This window comes from Nocardia thraciensis, assembly GCF_054782435.1.
On record NZ_BAAGSM010000050.1, the window covers coordinates 51474 to 66327 of the forward strand.

The 14854-nt window shown below is 68.7% G+C and carries 15 protein-coding genes; 6 read left to right on the top strand and 9 right to left on the bottom strand.

The features are described from left to right. Positions 1-24 precede the first annotated feature (24 nt). From ACYVLQ_RS29995 to ACYVLQ_RS30010, 4 genes are all read right to left on the bottom strand, one after another. Complete coding sequence (locus ACYVLQ_RS29995) at positions 25-288, bottom strand: GIY-YIG nuclease family protein (protein ID WP_460700899.1); 264 nt, start codon at positions 286-288, stop codon at positions 25-27. 71 nt (positions 289-359) lie between these two features. Next, on the bottom strand, positions 360-2033 hold the full coding sequence (locus ACYVLQ_RS30000; RefSeq protein ID WP_460700900.1) for a substrate-binding domain-containing protein: 1674 nt from the start codon (positions 2031-2033) through the stop codon (positions 360-362). A gap of 127 nt (positions 2034-2160) precedes the next feature. After that, complete coding sequence (locus ACYVLQ_RS30005) at positions 2161-2421, bottom strand: WhiB family transcriptional regulator (RefSeq protein WP_460700901.1); 261 nt, start codon at positions 2419-2421, stop codon at positions 2161-2163. Positions 2422-2447: 26 nt separating this feature from the next. After that, a complete protein-coding gene (locus tag ACYVLQ_RS30010; protein ID WP_460700902.1) occupies positions 2448-2993 on the bottom strand; it encodes an HNH endonuclease in 546 nt (181 codons plus the stop codon). 465 nt (positions 2994-3458) lie between these two features. On the opposite strand from ACYVLQ_RS30010, the gene ACYVLQ_RS30015 reads away from it, so the two are divergent. After that, positions 3459-3875, top strand: coding sequence for a hypothetical protein (locus ACYVLQ_RS30015; protein WP_460700903.1), 417 nt, complete (start codon positions 3459-3461; stop codon positions 3873-3875). A 171-nt stretch (positions 3876-4046) separates the two neighbouring features. Then, entirely contained in the window at positions 4047-4520 is a 474-nt protein-coding gene (locus tag ACYVLQ_RS30020; RefSeq protein WP_460700904.1) for a GtrA family protein, read from the top strand. On the opposite strand, the gene ACYVLQ_RS30025 is transcribed toward ACYVLQ_RS30020, so the two are convergent. The 3 genes from ACYVLQ_RS30025 to ACYVLQ_RS30035 form a co-directional block, all read right to left on the bottom strand. Further along, positions 4492-4695 (bottom strand): hypothetical protein, encoded by a 204-nt coding sequence (locus ACYVLQ_RS30025; protein ID WP_460700905.1) that lies wholly within the window; start codon positions 4693-4695, stop codon positions 4492-4494. The two genes, ACYVLQ_RS30020 and ACYVLQ_RS30025, sit on opposite strands and share 29 nt — an antisense overlap. Continuing rightward, positions 4692-5483 carry a metallophosphoesterase family protein gene (locus ACYVLQ_RS30030; RefSeq protein WP_460700906.1) on the bottom strand — a complete coding sequence of 264 codons (792 nt, stop codon included), beginning with the start codon at positions 5481-5483 and terminating at the stop codon, positions 4692-4694. The genes ACYVLQ_RS30025 and ACYVLQ_RS30030 overlap by 4 nt, the downstream gene beginning before the upstream one ends. Positions 5484-6024: 541 nt before the next feature. Then, on the bottom strand, positions 6025-6780 hold the full coding sequence (locus ACYVLQ_RS30035; protein WP_460701022.1) for an NAD(P)H-dependent oxidoreductase: 756 nt from the start codon (positions 6778-6780) through the stop codon (positions 6025-6027). A gap of 191 nt (positions 6781-6971) precedes the next feature. On the opposite strand from ACYVLQ_RS30035, the gene ACYVLQ_RS30040 reads away from it, so the two are divergent. After that, entirely contained in the window at positions 6972-8399 is a 1428-nt protein-coding gene (locus ACYVLQ_RS30040) for a lipase family protein (RefSeq protein WP_460700907.1), read from the top strand. 9 nt (positions 8400-8408) lie between these two features. On the opposite strand, the gene ACYVLQ_RS30045 is transcribed toward ACYVLQ_RS30040, so the two are convergent. Continuing rightward, on the bottom strand, positions 8409-9518 hold the full coding sequence (locus tag ACYVLQ_RS30045; protein ID WP_460700908.1) for a DUF4185 domain-containing protein: 1110 nt from the start codon (positions 9516-9518) through the stop codon (positions 8409-8411). 161 nt (positions 9519-9679) lie between these two features. Then, on the bottom strand, positions 9680-11863 hold the full coding sequence (locus tag ACYVLQ_RS30050; RefSeq protein ID WP_460700909.1) for a malate synthase G: 2184 nt from the start codon (positions 11861-11863) through the stop codon (positions 9680-9682). A 146-nt stretch (positions 11864-12009) separates the two neighbouring features. Between ACYVLQ_RS30050 and ACYVLQ_RS30055 the strand changes: the two genes are divergently transcribed. The 3 genes from ACYVLQ_RS30055 (at position 12010) to ACYVLQ_RS30065 (ending at position 14832) form a co-directional block, all read left to right on the top strand. Beyond that, positions 12010-12756 carry an SDR family NAD(P)-dependent oxidoreductase gene (locus ACYVLQ_RS30055; protein WP_460700910.1) on the top strand — a complete coding sequence of 249 codons (747 nt, stop codon included), beginning with the start codon at positions 12010-12012 and terminating at the stop codon, positions 12754-12756. A 67-nt stretch (positions 12757-12823) separates the two neighbouring features. Next, positions 12824-13537 (top strand): TetR/AcrR family transcriptional regulator, encoded by a 714-nt coding sequence (locus ACYVLQ_RS30060; protein WP_460700911.1) that lies wholly within the window; start codon positions 12824-12826, stop codon positions 13535-13537. 2 nt (positions 13538-13539) lie between these two features. Further along, the gene (locus ACYVLQ_RS30065) at positions 13540-14832 is read left to right on the top strand and encodes an acyl-CoA dehydrogenase family protein (RefSeq protein WP_460700912.1); all 1293 of its coding nucleotides are present in this window, start codon (positions 13540-13542) and stop codon (positions 14830-14832) included. Positions 14833-14854 lie beyond the last annotated feature (22 nt).

A 14854-nucleotide genomic window follows, 5' to 3' on the forward strand; every position in this document is an offset into this window, starting at 1 on the left:
TTGGGCTGTGCCGAATGACGGGTGTTAAAGCAGGGTCGGATAGAGATCCTCCCATAGCGGATTCATGGTCTCGATCAGCTGTATTTTCCTCGCTCGCTTCCAATTCTTGATGCGCTTTTCTCGCAGGATGGCGTTCTCCATGCAGTCATGCGGTTCGAACCAGACGAGCGTGTGCACTCCGTACCGCTTGCTGAAACTCTCGACGACATTGTTCTTGTGCTGCCAGACGCGGCCGACGAGATTGCTTGTCGCGCCGACGTACAGCACTCCGTCTCGTCGACTGGCCATGATGTGCACGCACGGCGGCGTCCGCCGATATCTCCTCCCCATGCCGTGAGCATGGCACGGACCACCGACAACTACGGGGAGGTGAGGGCGTGGTTGACGGCGGTGCCGAAGGTGAGGTCGTTGGAGCTGGTGAGGCGGGTGTAGGTGCCGCCGGTTTTCTGGGCGAGGGTTTGCAGGGTCTGGGTGCCCTGGCCGCCGACGACGATGATGTCGATGCGGACGGGGTGAGCCGAGTCGGTGGCGGCGGTGATCTTGGAGAGCAGTTGGTCGCCGGTCAGGGAGGAGCCGTCGTTGGGGCCGCCGGTGATCAACAGCACCGAATTGGTGCGGCCCTGGGCGTGGCCGGTGACGGCGCTCTTGTAGGCCGCTTCCAGGGCGGGGTAGGTGCGGTCGGACTGCGCCGAGGACACCGAGACGTTGCCGAGCGACTGGGCCAGTTCGCTGCGGTGCTGCCGGGTGAGCGGGGCGGTCTGGGAGACCACCTTGTACGGGTTGCCGTTGTCTTGGTCACCGGCGTAGGTCCAGACGCCGAGCCCGAAGTCCGGCGGCATAGTGTCCATCGTCGACTGCAGTGCGCCGAGGGTGTTGGCCAGCCGGGTGAGCGAGCCGTCGGTGGCGCCCATTGCGGCGGAGGTATCGAGCAGCACCGTCGACTGCACGCCCAGCACCGGATTCGCCAGCACCGACCTCACCTGGTCGAGAACGGATTTCGGCGCGGCGGCGACCGCCGCGGCCGCGGGCTGGAACCCGTTGTCCGCGAACAGTTTCTGTTGTTCGGGGGCGCGTAGGTAGTCGGTAAAGATTCCGGCGACGAGGTTCTGCGTCTTGTCCACCCACGGCCCGGTCAGCAGGGCGGCGGGATAGTCGGCGACCGGGTGCGCGCCGTCGGGACGGAATGCGGTGGCTCCGCCCGAGGTCCTGAGTTGCTGCTCGGTAACCGCGGTGGCGTGGATGGCCGCGCTCGCGGCCCCGGGCGCACCGGTGAGGCTCGCCAGCGCGCCCGTCGTATCGCCGGATTCGGGTGCGTCCGCGGCCAACCGCGAGATTCCGGAGACCACCTGCCCGGTGCGGGCGGCCTCCTCGGTGAGCGGCTCGGCACCGGAGACGTTCGAGCCGACAGCCAAGGCGGCGGCGAGGGCGTTGTCGCCCGCGGGCATGGCCATGCGCAGGCCGCCCCAGCCGTCGAGCCCGACCTCCCCGAGCGAACCCTGCTGCAGCCGAGGCAGATCCGACCAGCCCACCTTGGCCTGGTCGAGCGCTTGGCGCAGGGGCTCGGGCACGGCCAGCACGATCGGGCTCACGGCGACCGACGCGGGGACGCCGCCGATCACGCCGGGCGCGCGCATCTGCTCGATCGATCGGGACGAGTTCGCGATCCACAGGGCGGGCTGCTGGCCCAGCTTCGCATCCCAGCCGCGCCCGGAGGTGAACGCGCCCACCATCGCCGCCGAGGGCTGCACGGTCACCGCCACCGTGACGCAATGGTCGCGCACCTGCGGCTTGGTGGCGTTGTAGCGGTCCGCGGCCGCGCGCACGGGCGCGGAGACGTCGGGATCGACGGTCACCGGCAGGGTGACCTGCCCCTCCACGCATTCACCCGCCGCGCTGCGGTCCGAGGACGCCGAATGCCCCCGCAACCAGAACCAGCCACCCACCGCGGCCACCACCAGCAGCACCGCCACCACGGACACGACGAGACCCTTACTCACGCCCCGCGAACTGCTGGCGCTGCGATGTGTACCCACGGTTCACCAGTGTATGGTCACGCCGCATTTGCCGCTCCGTCGCTCGGGCCCGCCGCCACTGCCCGCCGCCACTGCCCGCCGCCACTGCCCGGCGGCGATGGCCGGGGTGGGCGGCGGGCTGGACGGACTACCTGCGGACCAGACGGCCGCGGTCGTACTCGTGGCCGCCCCAGACGCCGGACTGGCCGGTGTCGGCGGCGAACTCGCCGCACTTGCGGCGGATCGGGCAGCCCGCGCAGACGGTGCGGGCGTAGGCGAAGTCCTGCGACGGGTACGGGAACCACGCGTCGTGATTCGGGTCACCCTTGCAGGCGGCGCCCTCCCAGCTCTGCGAATCCGAGAGCGGAAGCAGATCCACCAGGGTCGATTCCTGTAGTGCGTTGGTCATTTTCGGATCCCCTCCTTTCTCGGGGCTCAGGTAGCGGCGGCCAGGTCCTTCCAGATCCGCCGTTGTCTCTTGTCCATCTCGTTGGGGGCCTTCGGCTCCCACAGCAGTCGCATTCCGGCCTCTTCGGGCGTGCGGTCCGCCTTGCGCGTGTTGCACGGTCCGCACGCGGCGATCAGGTTGTTCCACGTGTTCGGGCCGCCCCGGCTGCGCGGCCGGATGTGGTCGACGGTGCGGGCCCATCCGGCGCAATATCCGCAGCGGTGCTCGTCCCGCCGCAGCACCCCCGCGAGGGTGGCTCGACTCTCGTCGTGCACCAGCACCCGGTGTTCGAGGTAGACGTAGCGCAGCAGCCGAATCGTCTGCGGCAGCGCGATTTCCAGGTGCTTGGACCGGATCGGGAAGTGCGGCTCCCGCGCGGCGACGGTCTCGGCGGCGCCGGTGATGAGCAGCACCACCGCCCGGTCGGCGCCGATATCGGTCAGCGCCTCGTAGGAGGCGTTGAGTACCAGCACGCCGGTGTCTATCCAATTGTCGGGAGTGAGGGCCGCGTCGGGGGCCCGGCGGAACAGCATGGGTGTCACCAGGTTTCGAGGAGAGAACGAACAGGGGGAGCGGCGGAGGTCAGGCCCGGCCCGGGAGCAGGCGGCCGAGTTCGCTGGCGCCGTCGGGCAGGGCGTTCGGGACGAGCTGCTCGGTGCTCGAAAGCCGCTGCGGGGCAAATCTGTTCATCAGCCACCTCCTCCTTCCTGGTGTTCGTCGAAAGCCTCGGCCCCCGAACGGGACCGATTGATCATCGTCTTCATGGTGACACAGCGTTACGGCCGCTGTCGGGTCATTTTTCGGCCGTGTGAGGCGGCCCGAGCCCCCTGGTCACGATCTACAACGAGCGTGCGCGCGGTTTTGTTCCGGGCCCGGCTGGCGCTCCGCCGGTCGATTCCAGCTGTGGGAATGTGGGCCCGTCCGATCGGGTGAATCGGTTGACATACTGGGCGGCCCTGCCGGAGTCCGGGTGGGGCCGGTCAACTGGAACGAGGAAGATGATCGTCCTGGAGGTGCTGGGGTGGGGGTTCGTTGCGGGGCTCGCCAATTCGGCGGCGATGGTGTTGCTGTACCTGAGCCCGTGGGTGAAGCGGGTGCATGTCTCTCACGCGGTCGGTGGCGCGGTGGGGGAAGAGCCGGGTAGACCACGCGGCCTCGCACGGCAATTCCTCGGTTCCCTGGTCGAGGTCTACGCCATGGCGGTCGGATTCGCGTGGTTGTTTCCGACGCCAGGGGTGACGGGACTGGCGGGGGCGGTGCTGCTGGCGATCCTGTTCGGCGCGCTGCGGGTCGTCGCTCCGGTCTGGGCCCTGTGGGAACAGGGGACGTACTCGCGCGGCTATCTGGCGGTGGAGATCACCAGCGGGCTGCTGGGCAGTGTCGTCGTCGTGCTGACGCTGTACTTCCTCCTGTGAGGCTGTCCGGAATGTGTCGCGGGAGGGCCGGTTCCCGGACTGGCCGAGCGCCACCACCTGACCCGCCAGGCCGCCCGGATCAGCACCGGCCGCTGACCGGCTGTCACTCCAGGGGCCGAGAATTTGCCCTGTGATCATCGGGGCGCTACCCGCCGGTGGCACGGTGGGTGTGTGCGGGTCGAGGCGGAGTCGAACGGGGTGCGGCTGGTCGACCGGTTTCACCAGCTGTGCGAGGCGGTCGCCGCCCGGCTGCCGTTCGGGCTGAATACCGTTGTGGCGCCGACATTTCTGGGTTTCGCGGTGATCAACGGGTTCACCTTCGGTGTCGACCTGCTCCTGCTCACCGCGCTGCACGGCGGGCTGGGGGTCCTGTTGCCGGTCTCGGTGACGCTGGCGTACGCGGCGGCGTTCGGGCTGAGCTACCTGCTCAACCGGACCCTGAACTTCCGATCGCATGCCGCGGTGGGCCCGCAGGTCGCGGTGTACGTGGTGGTGGTCGTGGTGAACTACCTGGCGTTCATCCTCGGCGTGTCCAGTGGCCTGTCCGCTCTCGGGGTCGAATACCACGTCGCCCGTCTCCTCGCGGGCGCCTGCGAGGCGGTCTTCATGTACTGCGCTATGCGGTGGGTCGTGTTCCGTCGCTGATTCCGGAGAAGTCGCGCAGGACGACGTGATTGCGGTCGGTCAGGCCGCCCAGCGCGTGGTCGGGGTGCAGGCCGAAGAACTGGCGGCGGGTTCGGGTGCTCCAGTGCAGCGCGGCGTCGGACCGGGTCTTGTAGAAGTTGGCCATGTAGCCGCCCTCGTGAATGCGCAGCATCATATAGCCGCCCGGATACTCCTTGACCGCGCCGACCTCGAGAAATTCGACGGCGATACCGGAGTCGGGGCGGCCGAGGCGGTTCGGTGCGTATGCCCGCTGTGATGCAGGAAGACGCCGGGCGCGCGACGGTAGAGCGCGTGCAGCGCGGCCCCGCTCGCGCGGTCGAGCACGAAGCCGGGCCCGCACGGATTGCTCACCGCCGCCGACGAAGTCGCCGGATGATGTCCGAAAACCAGAGTGGGACGGTCCGGTTCGGCGGTCAACCGCTCGCGCAGCCGTGCGACCTGCGCGGTGGCGAGGGTGCCGCCGGAACCGCGGGGCCGGGTGGTGTCGAGCCCGATGAACCGCAGTCCGTCGGCGGTATGGCTGGTCAGCTGCTGATGGTCGTGGAACACCGCGCCCCAGTGGTCGTGCTCGCGCGGTGCGTCGTGATTGCCGCGGCAGGCGAAATAGTCGCTGCCCAACTCGCCCCACGCGTCGAGGCGGGCGCGGACCGCGCGCGACTGCGGCAGGGTTCCGGAATCGGTGAGGTCGCCCGCCAGGACCAGGTGGTCGGCCGCCCGATCGGGGCGGCGCAGATCCTCGAGCAGGGCGTCCAGCATGACGGTGGCGTGATTGTCGGTGTCGTGCCGCAAGCCGGTCGGCAGGCCCGGGAGCAGCAGGCCGCTGATCCGCTCGCCGACATGGACGTCGTTGGCGAGCGCGACGGTGCGCAGCAACCGGCCCGGCGGCGGCGTCAGCGTCGTGAAGACTCCGGTGCACTCCGGCGCCTCCCGCCCGCGTGTCACCAGGGTGCGGGGCGGGCGTGGCGCGGCGGCCGTCGGAGTACGCCTCGAACCGGTACGCGCGTCCCGGCTCCAGGCCGCCGATCTCGGCGTGGTGAAAGGGCGTCCGCGGGGTGTCGAGGTAGCGCGGCCGAGGGGTGGCGCGGCCGTCGGCGGCGGCGATCCGGACCTCGGTGTCGGCCGCGACCGGCCGCGGTATCCCGGCGCGGTCGCCGGCCCGGGTCGTCCAGGTGAGTCCCACCGACCGGTCGGTGACGGTGACCACCTCGAGCTCGGACGCCACCATCGAATGCCGAAGTGTCCGAACGCGGCCGGAGCGGTGCACGGCGAACACCGACGGCGCACGCGCCGTCGTGCCCACCGCCACGGCCCCGGCCGCGACGTTGACCAGCCACCGACTGCGCAGTCCCGCATCGAGCATGGCGACCTCCGCCCGAGTTCCAGCGTCGTCCCCCCGACGGTAAACACGCAGGTTGAACACCCCGGTGCCGGTGTATGACGAATCAGCCGACGGGGCCGGACATCTCGGCGACGGGAGCGCGGCTCAGGCGAGGTGCAGGTCGAAACCTCTCGAGCCCGGACGTTCCAGGCCCTCGCGCAGGCGCAGGGTGCGGTCGTAGTCGCCGCCCGCCTGGGGGCGGTAGCCGATCGGCTCGGTCTTGTCGATTTCCGAAAGGCGTTGCCGGAGGGCGTCGGCGGTCTCCTCGAAGCGCTCGTCGTCGACGCGCAGCGTGCCGTAGACGGGGAAGGGCGGGAGTACGTCCATCCCCGGGTAGTACAGGATGCCGTGGTTGATGGGATAGAGCAGGTCGTCGATGTGGCCGTTGATGCCGCGGTCGGAGTACGAGGGCTCGCGGCCGCCGATCGAGACGACCAGCATGGCGCGTTTGCCGCTGAGCACGCCCGCGCCGTAGCGGGGGATGGCCGTTCCGCCCGCGCCATAGGCGAATCCGCAGGTGAACACGCGGTCCACCCAGCCCTTCAGAATCGCGGGCATGGAGAACCACCACAGCGGGAAATGCAGCAGCACGGCATCGGCCCACAGCAGTTTCTCCTGTTCGGCGCGGATGTCGGCGGTGAGCGTCCCGTTGTCGAAGGCCTCGCCCGAGGCGAGCATGAAATTGGTCTCCGCGACCTCGCCGAAGTCGTCGGGGTCCGCGTGTGCCTTCCAGCCCATCGCGTACAGGTCGCTCACGGCGACCTCGTGTCCATCGGACCGGAGTTGTTGCACGGCAACGTCCTTCAGGGCGCCGGTGAGGGAGTCTGGTTTCGGGTGCGCGTACACGATCAGAATGTTCACATCCGATGCCAACGAAGCGTCATATCGAAGTATTCCGAAGTATAGGTTCGAAAGTGTGTTCTCGGTGATGGCGAACAATGAGACGGCGTCACAGTTGTGCCACTACACTATGGAAGCTCAAGCCGCGGTTGGTGTCTCGGGGTTGGTCGCGCACGACGCCACGGTCGGATCGGTTCAGGTGATCGTGGGGTATGCCCATGTGGGCGTGGCGTTTTGTCGTTGCGGTGCTGCTCGTCGCCGGGGGATCGGTCGTGGTCGCGCGCGCCGATCCGCCCCCGGAGGTCTCCGGCTCCGGTCCGGCGGCGCCGCCCGTCGGCCTGAATCTGCCCGACCTGCAACGGTGGATCGATGCGGTGGTGCCTCGACCGGCGATCCCGGCCGCACCGGCGGAGGCGGCAGGGTCCGGGGAGTCCGGGGGTCGCGCGCTGGCGGGACTTCCGGCGGAGACCGCGGCGCTGCGGGCGGCGGTACTGCCCGACGATGTCGGCGATCCGCTGTTCGATGTCTGGCCCCCGTGGCTGGAGGTCCTGCGCCCCGGCGACATCGTCGAGACCCGCGATGTCACCCCGGCGGCCGCGCCGCTGTTCGCGATGCCGCTGTCGCTGCCGCCCCGGCAGGTGCTGCAACTGAAGTACCGCACCTCGGACTCGCACGGCGCACCCTCCTTTGCCACCGCCTCGCTCGTGCTCCCGGCGGTACCGTGGGCGGGCGGGGGCGCTCGCCCAGTGCTGGTGAACAATCTCGCGATCGACGGTCTGGGCCGCCGGTGCACCCCGAGCTACACACTGGCGCACGGATACTCGGACACCACCAACTCGGCGGACTTCTTCCCACCGCTGAGCCAGCTGGCGCTGCTGCGCGGTTACGCGGTGCTGATTCCCGATCACGAGGGCCCGCAGATGGCCTACGCCGAACCGTATGTGGCCGGTCACGCGGTTCTGGACGCGGTGCGGGCCACGCGCGGGCTGCTCCCGGGCGAGCTCGGCGACAGCGGCTACGTCATGGCCGGATACTCCGGTGGTGCCATCGCGACCCGCGCTGCCGCGGCGCTGATCGATTCCTACGCACCGGATTTGGCGAACTCGATCACCGGCGCCGCGGTCGGCGGCGTGCCCGCCGATTTCCGCATGCTGGCGAACACCATGAACGCCAACCTCGCATCGGGTGTCTTCATGGCGGCGGTATTCGGCATCGCCCGCGAGCGGCCCGAAATCCTCACGCGGATGAACAATCTCGCCCAGCAGGTCACCACCTCGCCGTTGAAGAACGCGTGCATGAATCTGATCGAGCTGCCTGGCGCCGTACTGGCGCCGATCGATATCGTCGCCAACACGCCCGATCCGCTGCGCAGTCCCGTCGCCGAGCAGGTCTTCCGGGCGACCGATATGAGCGATATGAAATCGGCTGTGCCGCTGCTGGTCTACAACGGCGCGCACGATATCTGGATCCCGGCCGCCGGTGCCGAACAGCTGTACCGGCAGCAGTGCGCGATGGGAGTCCCGGGGATCTACCGCAGCGTCCCCGGCGAGCACTTCCTCGCCGGGGACACCGGCTGGCCGCTGCTGATCGACTGGCTGGACCAGCGGCTGCGCGGCATTCCGGCGCCCGACGAGTGCTGACCGGCCCGGCTAGACCCGCTTGCCGGACCCGGCGGCCGGACCGGGGTCGATCCCGTCCCACTGGGTGACCGTATAGGGCGGTTCCCCCGCCTTGCCGGGCCAGCGGCTGATGATCAGTGTCAGCGAGTCGGCGGAGGCGCTGCCCGGGTGGATGTAGCCGCCGTAGAGGTTGGGCAGGTGTGGTTTGCCCCAGTGGCCCATCGGCCAGGTGTTCTTGCCGACGACCTGGGTCTCGGGCTCGGACCAGGCGCCGTCGGGACGCGGCGAGGTGCGGGTGCGGATGCTGTAGTCGTCGACGTCGAAATAGGCCATGCAGTACACACCCTGGATGTTCTTGACGCTGAACTCTCCGATGGCGTTGCCCGTCCCGAAGATCGGTCCGGGTGGGGCGTCTCGGGTCCACTGCCACTTGTCGTCGAGGAACGCCCAGTTCTCCTGTGCGTCGAACCGTCCGTGGAAGAAGTCGCGCGGGTCGAATCGGAACAGCTGGATGAGCCCGGCGTCGGCGGCGTAGTGGTGGCTTCCGTTCCACGCCTTGGAGAAACAGTAGAGGTGGCCGTCCGCGTCGACTCCCGCGAAGGTCCACATCGAGTACAGCGAGCCGTTGTTGCCGAGTACGTCGCCGTTCCAGATGTGGTCGAAATCCTTCCAGCTCGCGCCGTGGTCGTCGGAGTAGGCGATGGCGCCGAACGCGGAACCGTCGTTGGGGCTGCCCTCCGGGACCCAGGCGTGCACCGACGTGTACTGGATGAACAGCCGATCCTGCCCGTCGTCCTGTAAGGCGATGGCGTCGTTGGGAATTCGGGTGAACTCGACGACGCCGCGCCCGTTGTCGGCCTCGTGCCGGTAGTCGAACAGCTGGGCGCACTTCGGACTCGGCTGGCTGCCGGTGAATTCGATCGCGGTGTTGCCGGAGCTGTCGAATCTGTCCTGGTACAGCAAGACCGGCGAGCCGATATAGGGCTGCGTGGCGGCCCGTCCGACGTTGGCATCACCGAACACGTACCCCCAGCCACCGTCGTGGCGCCGGTAGGGGATAGCCAAATCCCCCGAGCCGAGCCCGAACCGGCTGGCCGAGTCTCCGTCGCTGTCGCACAGCATCGTCCCCCGCTGGGGCATGGTGGATTTCCTCCCTGACGTCCGATCCATGTCGAACCCCCACCCTCGCACGAAGAGGTACCGGCCGCACCAGACGCGAAATCCCCTGGCAGGGAAGGATCTGCCAGGGGATTCGCTCGGATCGTCTTGTCGACCAGCGGTTTCGGTGGCCGGAGCCCGACTCAGATCTCGGCGGCCAGGGCCTTGGCCTCGCGGCGGCGGCGGTGCAGGATCGGCTCGGTGTATCCGTTGGGCTGCTTGGCGCCCTCCAGGATCAGCTCCTTGGCGGCCTGGAAGGCGACGCTGCCGGTGAAGTCGGGGGCCATCGGCCGGTAGCCGGCGTCGCCCGCGTTCTGGCGGTCGACGACCGGGGCCATGCGCTCGAGGCTTTCGGTGATCTGGTCGGCGGTCACGACTCCGTGGCGCAGCCAGTTCGCCATCAGCTGACTCGAAATGCGCAGGGTCGCACGGTCTTCCATGAGCGCGACATCGTCGATGTCGGGCACCTTGGAGCAGCCGACGCCCTGATCGATCCAGCGCACCACGTAGCCGAGGATGGACTGGGAGCTGTTGTCCAGCTCGTTGCGGATCTCCTCCGGCGTCCAGTCGGTGTTCGACGCGAGCGGGATCTCCAGGATCTGGTCGACGGTGGCGCGGGCGCCGCCCTTGGCGATCTCGGCCTGCCGCTGGAACACGTCCACCAGGTGGTAGTGGGTGGCGTGCAGGGTCGCGGCGGTCGGCGAGGGCACCCAGGCGGTGGTGGCGCCGGAGCGCGGGTGGCCGATCTTCTGCTCGAGCATGTCGTGCATCAGATCCGGCATGGCCCACATGCCCTTACCGATCTGCGCCTTGTGCGGCAGTCCGGTCGCCAGGCCGGTGTCGACGTTCCAGTCCTCGTAGGACGCGATCCACTGCTGCTTCTTCATCTCGGCCTTGCGGACCATCGGCCCGGCCTCCATGGAGGTGTGGATCTCGTCGCCGGTGCGGTCGAGGAAGCCGGTGTTGATGAACACCACGCGGTCGCGGGCGGCCGCGAGGCAGGCCTTCAGGTTGACCGTGGTGCGGCGCTCCTCGTCCATGATGCCGATCTTGAGGGTGTTGCGGGGCAGGCCCAGCACGTCCTCGACGCGGCCGAACAGCTCGTTGGTGAACGCCACCTCGTCCGGGCCGTGCATCTTCGGCTTCACGATGTAGACCGAGCCGGTGCGCGAGTTCGACACCCGGGCGTCGCCGCGCAGGCTGTGCACGGCGATCAGCGAGGTGAACAGGGCGTCGAGGATGCCCTCGGGGACCTCGTTGCCATCGGAGTCGAGGATCGCGTCGCTGGTCATGAGGTGACCGACATTGCGCACGAACAGCAGCGAACGGCCGTGCAGCACAAGGTCTCTGCCATCCAGGCCGGTGTAGACCCGGTCCGGGTTCATGGTGCGGGTGAAGGTCTTGCCGCCCTTGCTGACCTCTTCGGACAGGTCGCCCTTCATCAGGCCCAGCCAGTTGTGGTAGCCGAGCACCTTGTCCTCGGCGTCGACCGCGGCGACCGAATCCTCGAAATCCATGATCGTGGTGACCGCGGACTCCAGCAGCAGGTCCTTGACCCCGGCGCCGTCGGTCTTGCCGATCGGCGACTCCGGGTCGATCTGGATGTCGATGTGCAGCCCGTTGTGGCGCAGCAGCACCGATGTCGGAGCGTCCGGCTCGCCGCGGTAGCCCACCAGCGCGGAGGCGTCGGCCAGGCCGATGTCGGTGCCGTCCTCGAGGGTGACCTCCAGCTCGCCGTCGACGATCTTGTAAGCCTGCGAGCCCACGTGCGAGCCGGTGATCAGCGGCACGGCGTCGTCGAGGAAGTTGCGGGCCCACTCGATCACCTTGTCGCCGCGGACCTTGTTGTAGCTCGTGCCCTTCTCGGCGCCGCCGGTCTCCGGGATGGCGTCGGTGCCGTAGAGGGCGTCGTAGAGCGAGCCCCAGCGCGCGTTGGCGGCGTTGATCGCGAAGCGGGCGTTCATCACCGGCACGACCAGCTGCGGACCGGCGGTGGTGGCGATCTCGTCGTCGACGTTCTGGGTGCCGATCCGGAAGTCGGCGGGCTCGTCGCGCAGGTAGCCGATCTCGGTGAGGAACTGCTTGTAGGCGGCCTTGTCGTATCCGGCGCCCGGGTTCTCGGCGTGCCAGGCATCGAGTTTGCCCTGGATCTCGTCGCGCTCGGCCAGCAGGGCGCGGTTGCGCGGAGCCAGATCGTTGATGACTCCTTCCGCACCGGACCAGAACGCGGCGGAATCTACGCCGGTCCCGGGCAGCGCCTCATTCTCGACGAAGTCGTGGAGAACGCTCGCAACCTGAAGCCCGCCGATCTGAATCCGCTCTGTCATCTACTGCCTCATTTCGAGATAGCCGGATCGAAAAAGTACGCCTGTCATGTTACTCGGCGGTAGAAAGCGGCGGTGCCTCGGCCTTGATTGTATCGCTCGGTACATTTAATGTACTGGGTGGAACATTTCGGCGGAGAGGTGTGGCCGTGGGGCAGTTGTCGGATCGGGTCGCGGTGGTGACCGGCGGGAGTCGCGGGCTGGGGCGGGAGATGGTGCTCGCGTTCGCCGCGGCCGGTGCGGAGGTGGTGATCGCCAGCCGCAAGATCGAGGCCTGTGCGGCGCTGGCGGGGGAGGTGCGTGAGAAGTTCGGGCGGCGGGCGCTGCCGGTCGCGTGCAATGTCAGCGACTGGTCGCAATGCGACGAGCTGGCCGAGGCCGCGCACGCGGAGTTCGGCCGGGTCGACGTGCTGGTCAACAACGCCGGACTGTCGCCGCTGTACCCGAGCCTGGACCAGGTGAGCGAGGCCTTGTTCGACAAGGTGATCGGGGTGAATCTCAAGGGCCCGTTCCGGCTCTCGGCGCTGATCGGGGCGCGGATGGCGCGGGCGGGCGGCGGTGCGATCATCAACATCTCCTCGATCGAGGCGGTGCGCCCGGAGCCCCTCGCGGTGCCGTATGCGGCGGCCAAGGCCGGATTGAACGCGCTGACACTGGGTTTGGCGCAGACCTACGGTCCGTCCGTGCGGGTCAACACGATTCAGTGCGGGCCGTTCGCCACCGATATCTCGGCCGCCTGGCCGGACGGGCTGCGCGAAGAGTTGAGCAAGCACACCGCCGCGGGCCGTGTCGGCGAGCCGCACGAGATCATCGGCGCCGCATTGTTTCTCGCCGATCCCGCCGCCTCCGGCTTCTGCTCGGGAGCCACGATCGCCCTGGACGGAGGCTGGCGATGAGCCCCTGCCCCAGGGTTGCGCTGTCCACCTCTCGTTTCCCGGCATGCTTTCGGTCGGGATCTGCACGATGACCTCGGCCCCGGCGCGCAGGCGGGGGCGGCCGCCCGCGGCGGTGGCGGCGGAGACGCGTGAGCGAATCGTGCATGCCGCGGTGGAACTCTTCGCCGAGAAGGGATTTCATGGCACCGGTGTGGCCGAGATAGGCGAGCGCGCCGATGTGCGGCGCGGTGCGCTGTACTACCACATCGGCTCCAAGGAAGAGCTGCTGTTCCAGATCCTGCGCGACTACATCGACCTGATGTACGTCGAGGCCCGCGCGATCGCCGACGGGCCCGACGACCCGGTCGCCAAGCTGCGCAAGCTGATTCACAGTCACGTCCGCCTCATCGTCGCCCACCGGCGCGAGGTGGCGATCCAGCTCCGCGACGTCTCCGCGCTGACCGGGGATCGCGCGGTCGACCTGCAGAGGCTGCGGGACAGCGTGCAGGAGTGCTGGCAGCGGGTGATCGACGCCGGGCACGCGGAGGGACTGCTGAGCACCGCCGACCATGTTGTCACCAACAGCATGCTGGGGATGCTGAACATGGTGACCTTCTGGTACCGCCCGCACGGCGATCACACCCCCGACGAGATCGCCGACATCCTGGCGGCGACCGTGCTGGACGGAATCGTCCGCCCGCCGCCCGTCGCCCGCCATCCCGACCCCACTCCCCGTCCCGTCCCCGCTCCCCGTCCTCCCGGCGAACGCCGGGACGACGACACCGACCGCACGAAAGGCTGATCATGGCTTGGGATTTCGAGACCGACCCGGAGTACCAGGAGCAACTCGACTGGGTGGCGGAGTTCGTCCGCACCGAGGTGGAGCCGCTGGATCTGCTGCCCGACCTGAACCCCTACCACCGCGACGACCCGCAGGTGCGGGCACTGCTGCGCCCGCTGCAGGAGCGGGTCAAGGAGCGCGGGCTGTGGGCCTGCCACCTCGGGCCGGAACTCGGCGGCCCAGGCTACGGGCAGCTGAAGCTGGCGCTGCTCAACGAGGTGCTGGGCACCTCGATGTGGGCGCCGCTCGTGTTCGGTTGCCAGGCGCCGGATTCCGGCAATGCCGAGATCCTCGCCCACTTCGGCACGCCGGAGCAGAAACAGCGGTATCTGCGGCCGTTGCTCGACGGTGAGATCGGCTCCTGCTACGTCATGACGGAGCCGACCGGCGGCTCGGATCCGACGGCCTTCCGGTCCCGCGCGGTGCGCGACGGCGACGACTGGGTCATCAACGGCGAGAAGTGGTTCAATACCGCGGCCGAGTACGCCGCGTTCCATATCGTCATGGTGGTCACCGATCCCGAGGCCCCGCCGCATCAGCGGCTGTCGATGTTCATCGTGCCCGCGGGCACGCCCGGCCTGGAGATCGTGAAGAACTTCGAGGTGCACGGATTCTCCAGTCACGAGGGGCATCTGCGGTTCACCGACGTGCGAGTGCCCGCCGATCACCTGCTGGGCGCGGAGGGGCTCGGGTTCATCGTTGCCCAGACTCGCCTGGGCGGCGGCCGCGTGCACCACGCCATGCGCACGGTGGCCATGGTGCGCAAGGCCTTCGACATGATGTGCGAGCGCGCGGTGTCGCGGCCCATGGGCAACGGCGTGCTGGGCGGCAAGCAGATGACGCAGGAGCGCATCGCCGACAGCTGGATCGAGATGGAGCAGTTCCGGCTGCTGGTGCTGCGCACGGCCTGGCTGATCGACAAGGAGCAGGATTATCGCAAGGTGCGCAAGGACATCGCCGCGATCAAGGTGGCGATGCCGAAGGTGATGCACGATATCGCGCGGCGCGCGCTGCACCTGCACGGCGCGCTGGGCGTGAGCGAGGACCTGCCGTTCGTCGACATGATGAACTACGCCGAGGTGATGGCGATCGCCGACGGGCCGACCGAGGTGCACAAGATCACCCTCGCCAAGCAGGTGCTGGGGCAGTACGCGCCCGCGGATCCGGTGTACCCGAGCGGCTACCGGCCGGCGCTGCGCGACCGGGCGCGGCAATTGGTGGCGCGGAAGCTCGAGCACACGGTCGGGAATCTCTGAGGGCGGCCGCCCCTGTCGGCGT

Excerpts from the sequence above, each read along its gene's own strand:
- ACYVLQ_RS29995 (WP_460700899.1), bottom strand. The coding sequence starts at position 288 with ATGGCCAGTCGACGAGACGGAGTGCTGTACGTCGGCGCGACAAGCAAT.
- ACYVLQ_RS30010 (WP_460700902.1), bottom strand. The coding sequence starts at position 2,993 with ATGCTGTTCCGCCGGGCCCCCGACGCGGCCCTCACTCCCGACAATTGG.
- ACYVLQ_RS30025 (WP_460700905.1), bottom strand. The coding sequence starts at position 4,695 with ATGATGCTGCGCATTCACGAGGGCGGCTACATGGCCAACTTCTACAAG.
- ACYVLQ_RS30045 (WP_460700908.1), bottom strand. The coding sequence starts at position 9,518 with ATGCCCCAGCGGGGGACGATGCTGTGCGACAGCGACGGAGACTCGGCC.
- ACYVLQ_RS30050 (WP_460700909.1), bottom strand. The coding sequence starts at position 11,863 with ATGACAGAGCGGATTCAGATCGGCGGGCTTCAGGTTGCGAGCGTTCTC.
- ACYVLQ_RS30005 (WP_460700901.1), bottom strand. The coding sequence starts at position 2,421 with ATGACCAACGCACTACAGGAATCGACCCTGGTGGATCTGCTTCCGCTC.
- ACYVLQ_RS30065 (WP_460700912.1), top strand. The coding sequence starts at position 13,540 with ATGGCTTGGGATTTCGAGACCGACCCGGAGTACCAGGAGCAACTCGAC.
- ACYVLQ_RS30040 (WP_460700907.1), top strand. The coding sequence starts at position 6,972 with ATGCCCATGTGGGCGTGGCGTTTTGTCGTTGCGGTGCTGCTCGTCGCC.
- ACYVLQ_RS30015 (WP_460700903.1), top strand. The coding sequence starts at position 3,459 with ATGATCGTCCTGGAGGTGCTGGGGTGGGGGTTCGTTGCGGGGCTCGCC.
- ACYVLQ_RS30060 (WP_460700911.1), top strand. The coding sequence starts at position 12,824 with ATGACCTCGGCCCCGGCGCGCAGGCGGGGGCGGCCGCCCGCGGCGGTG.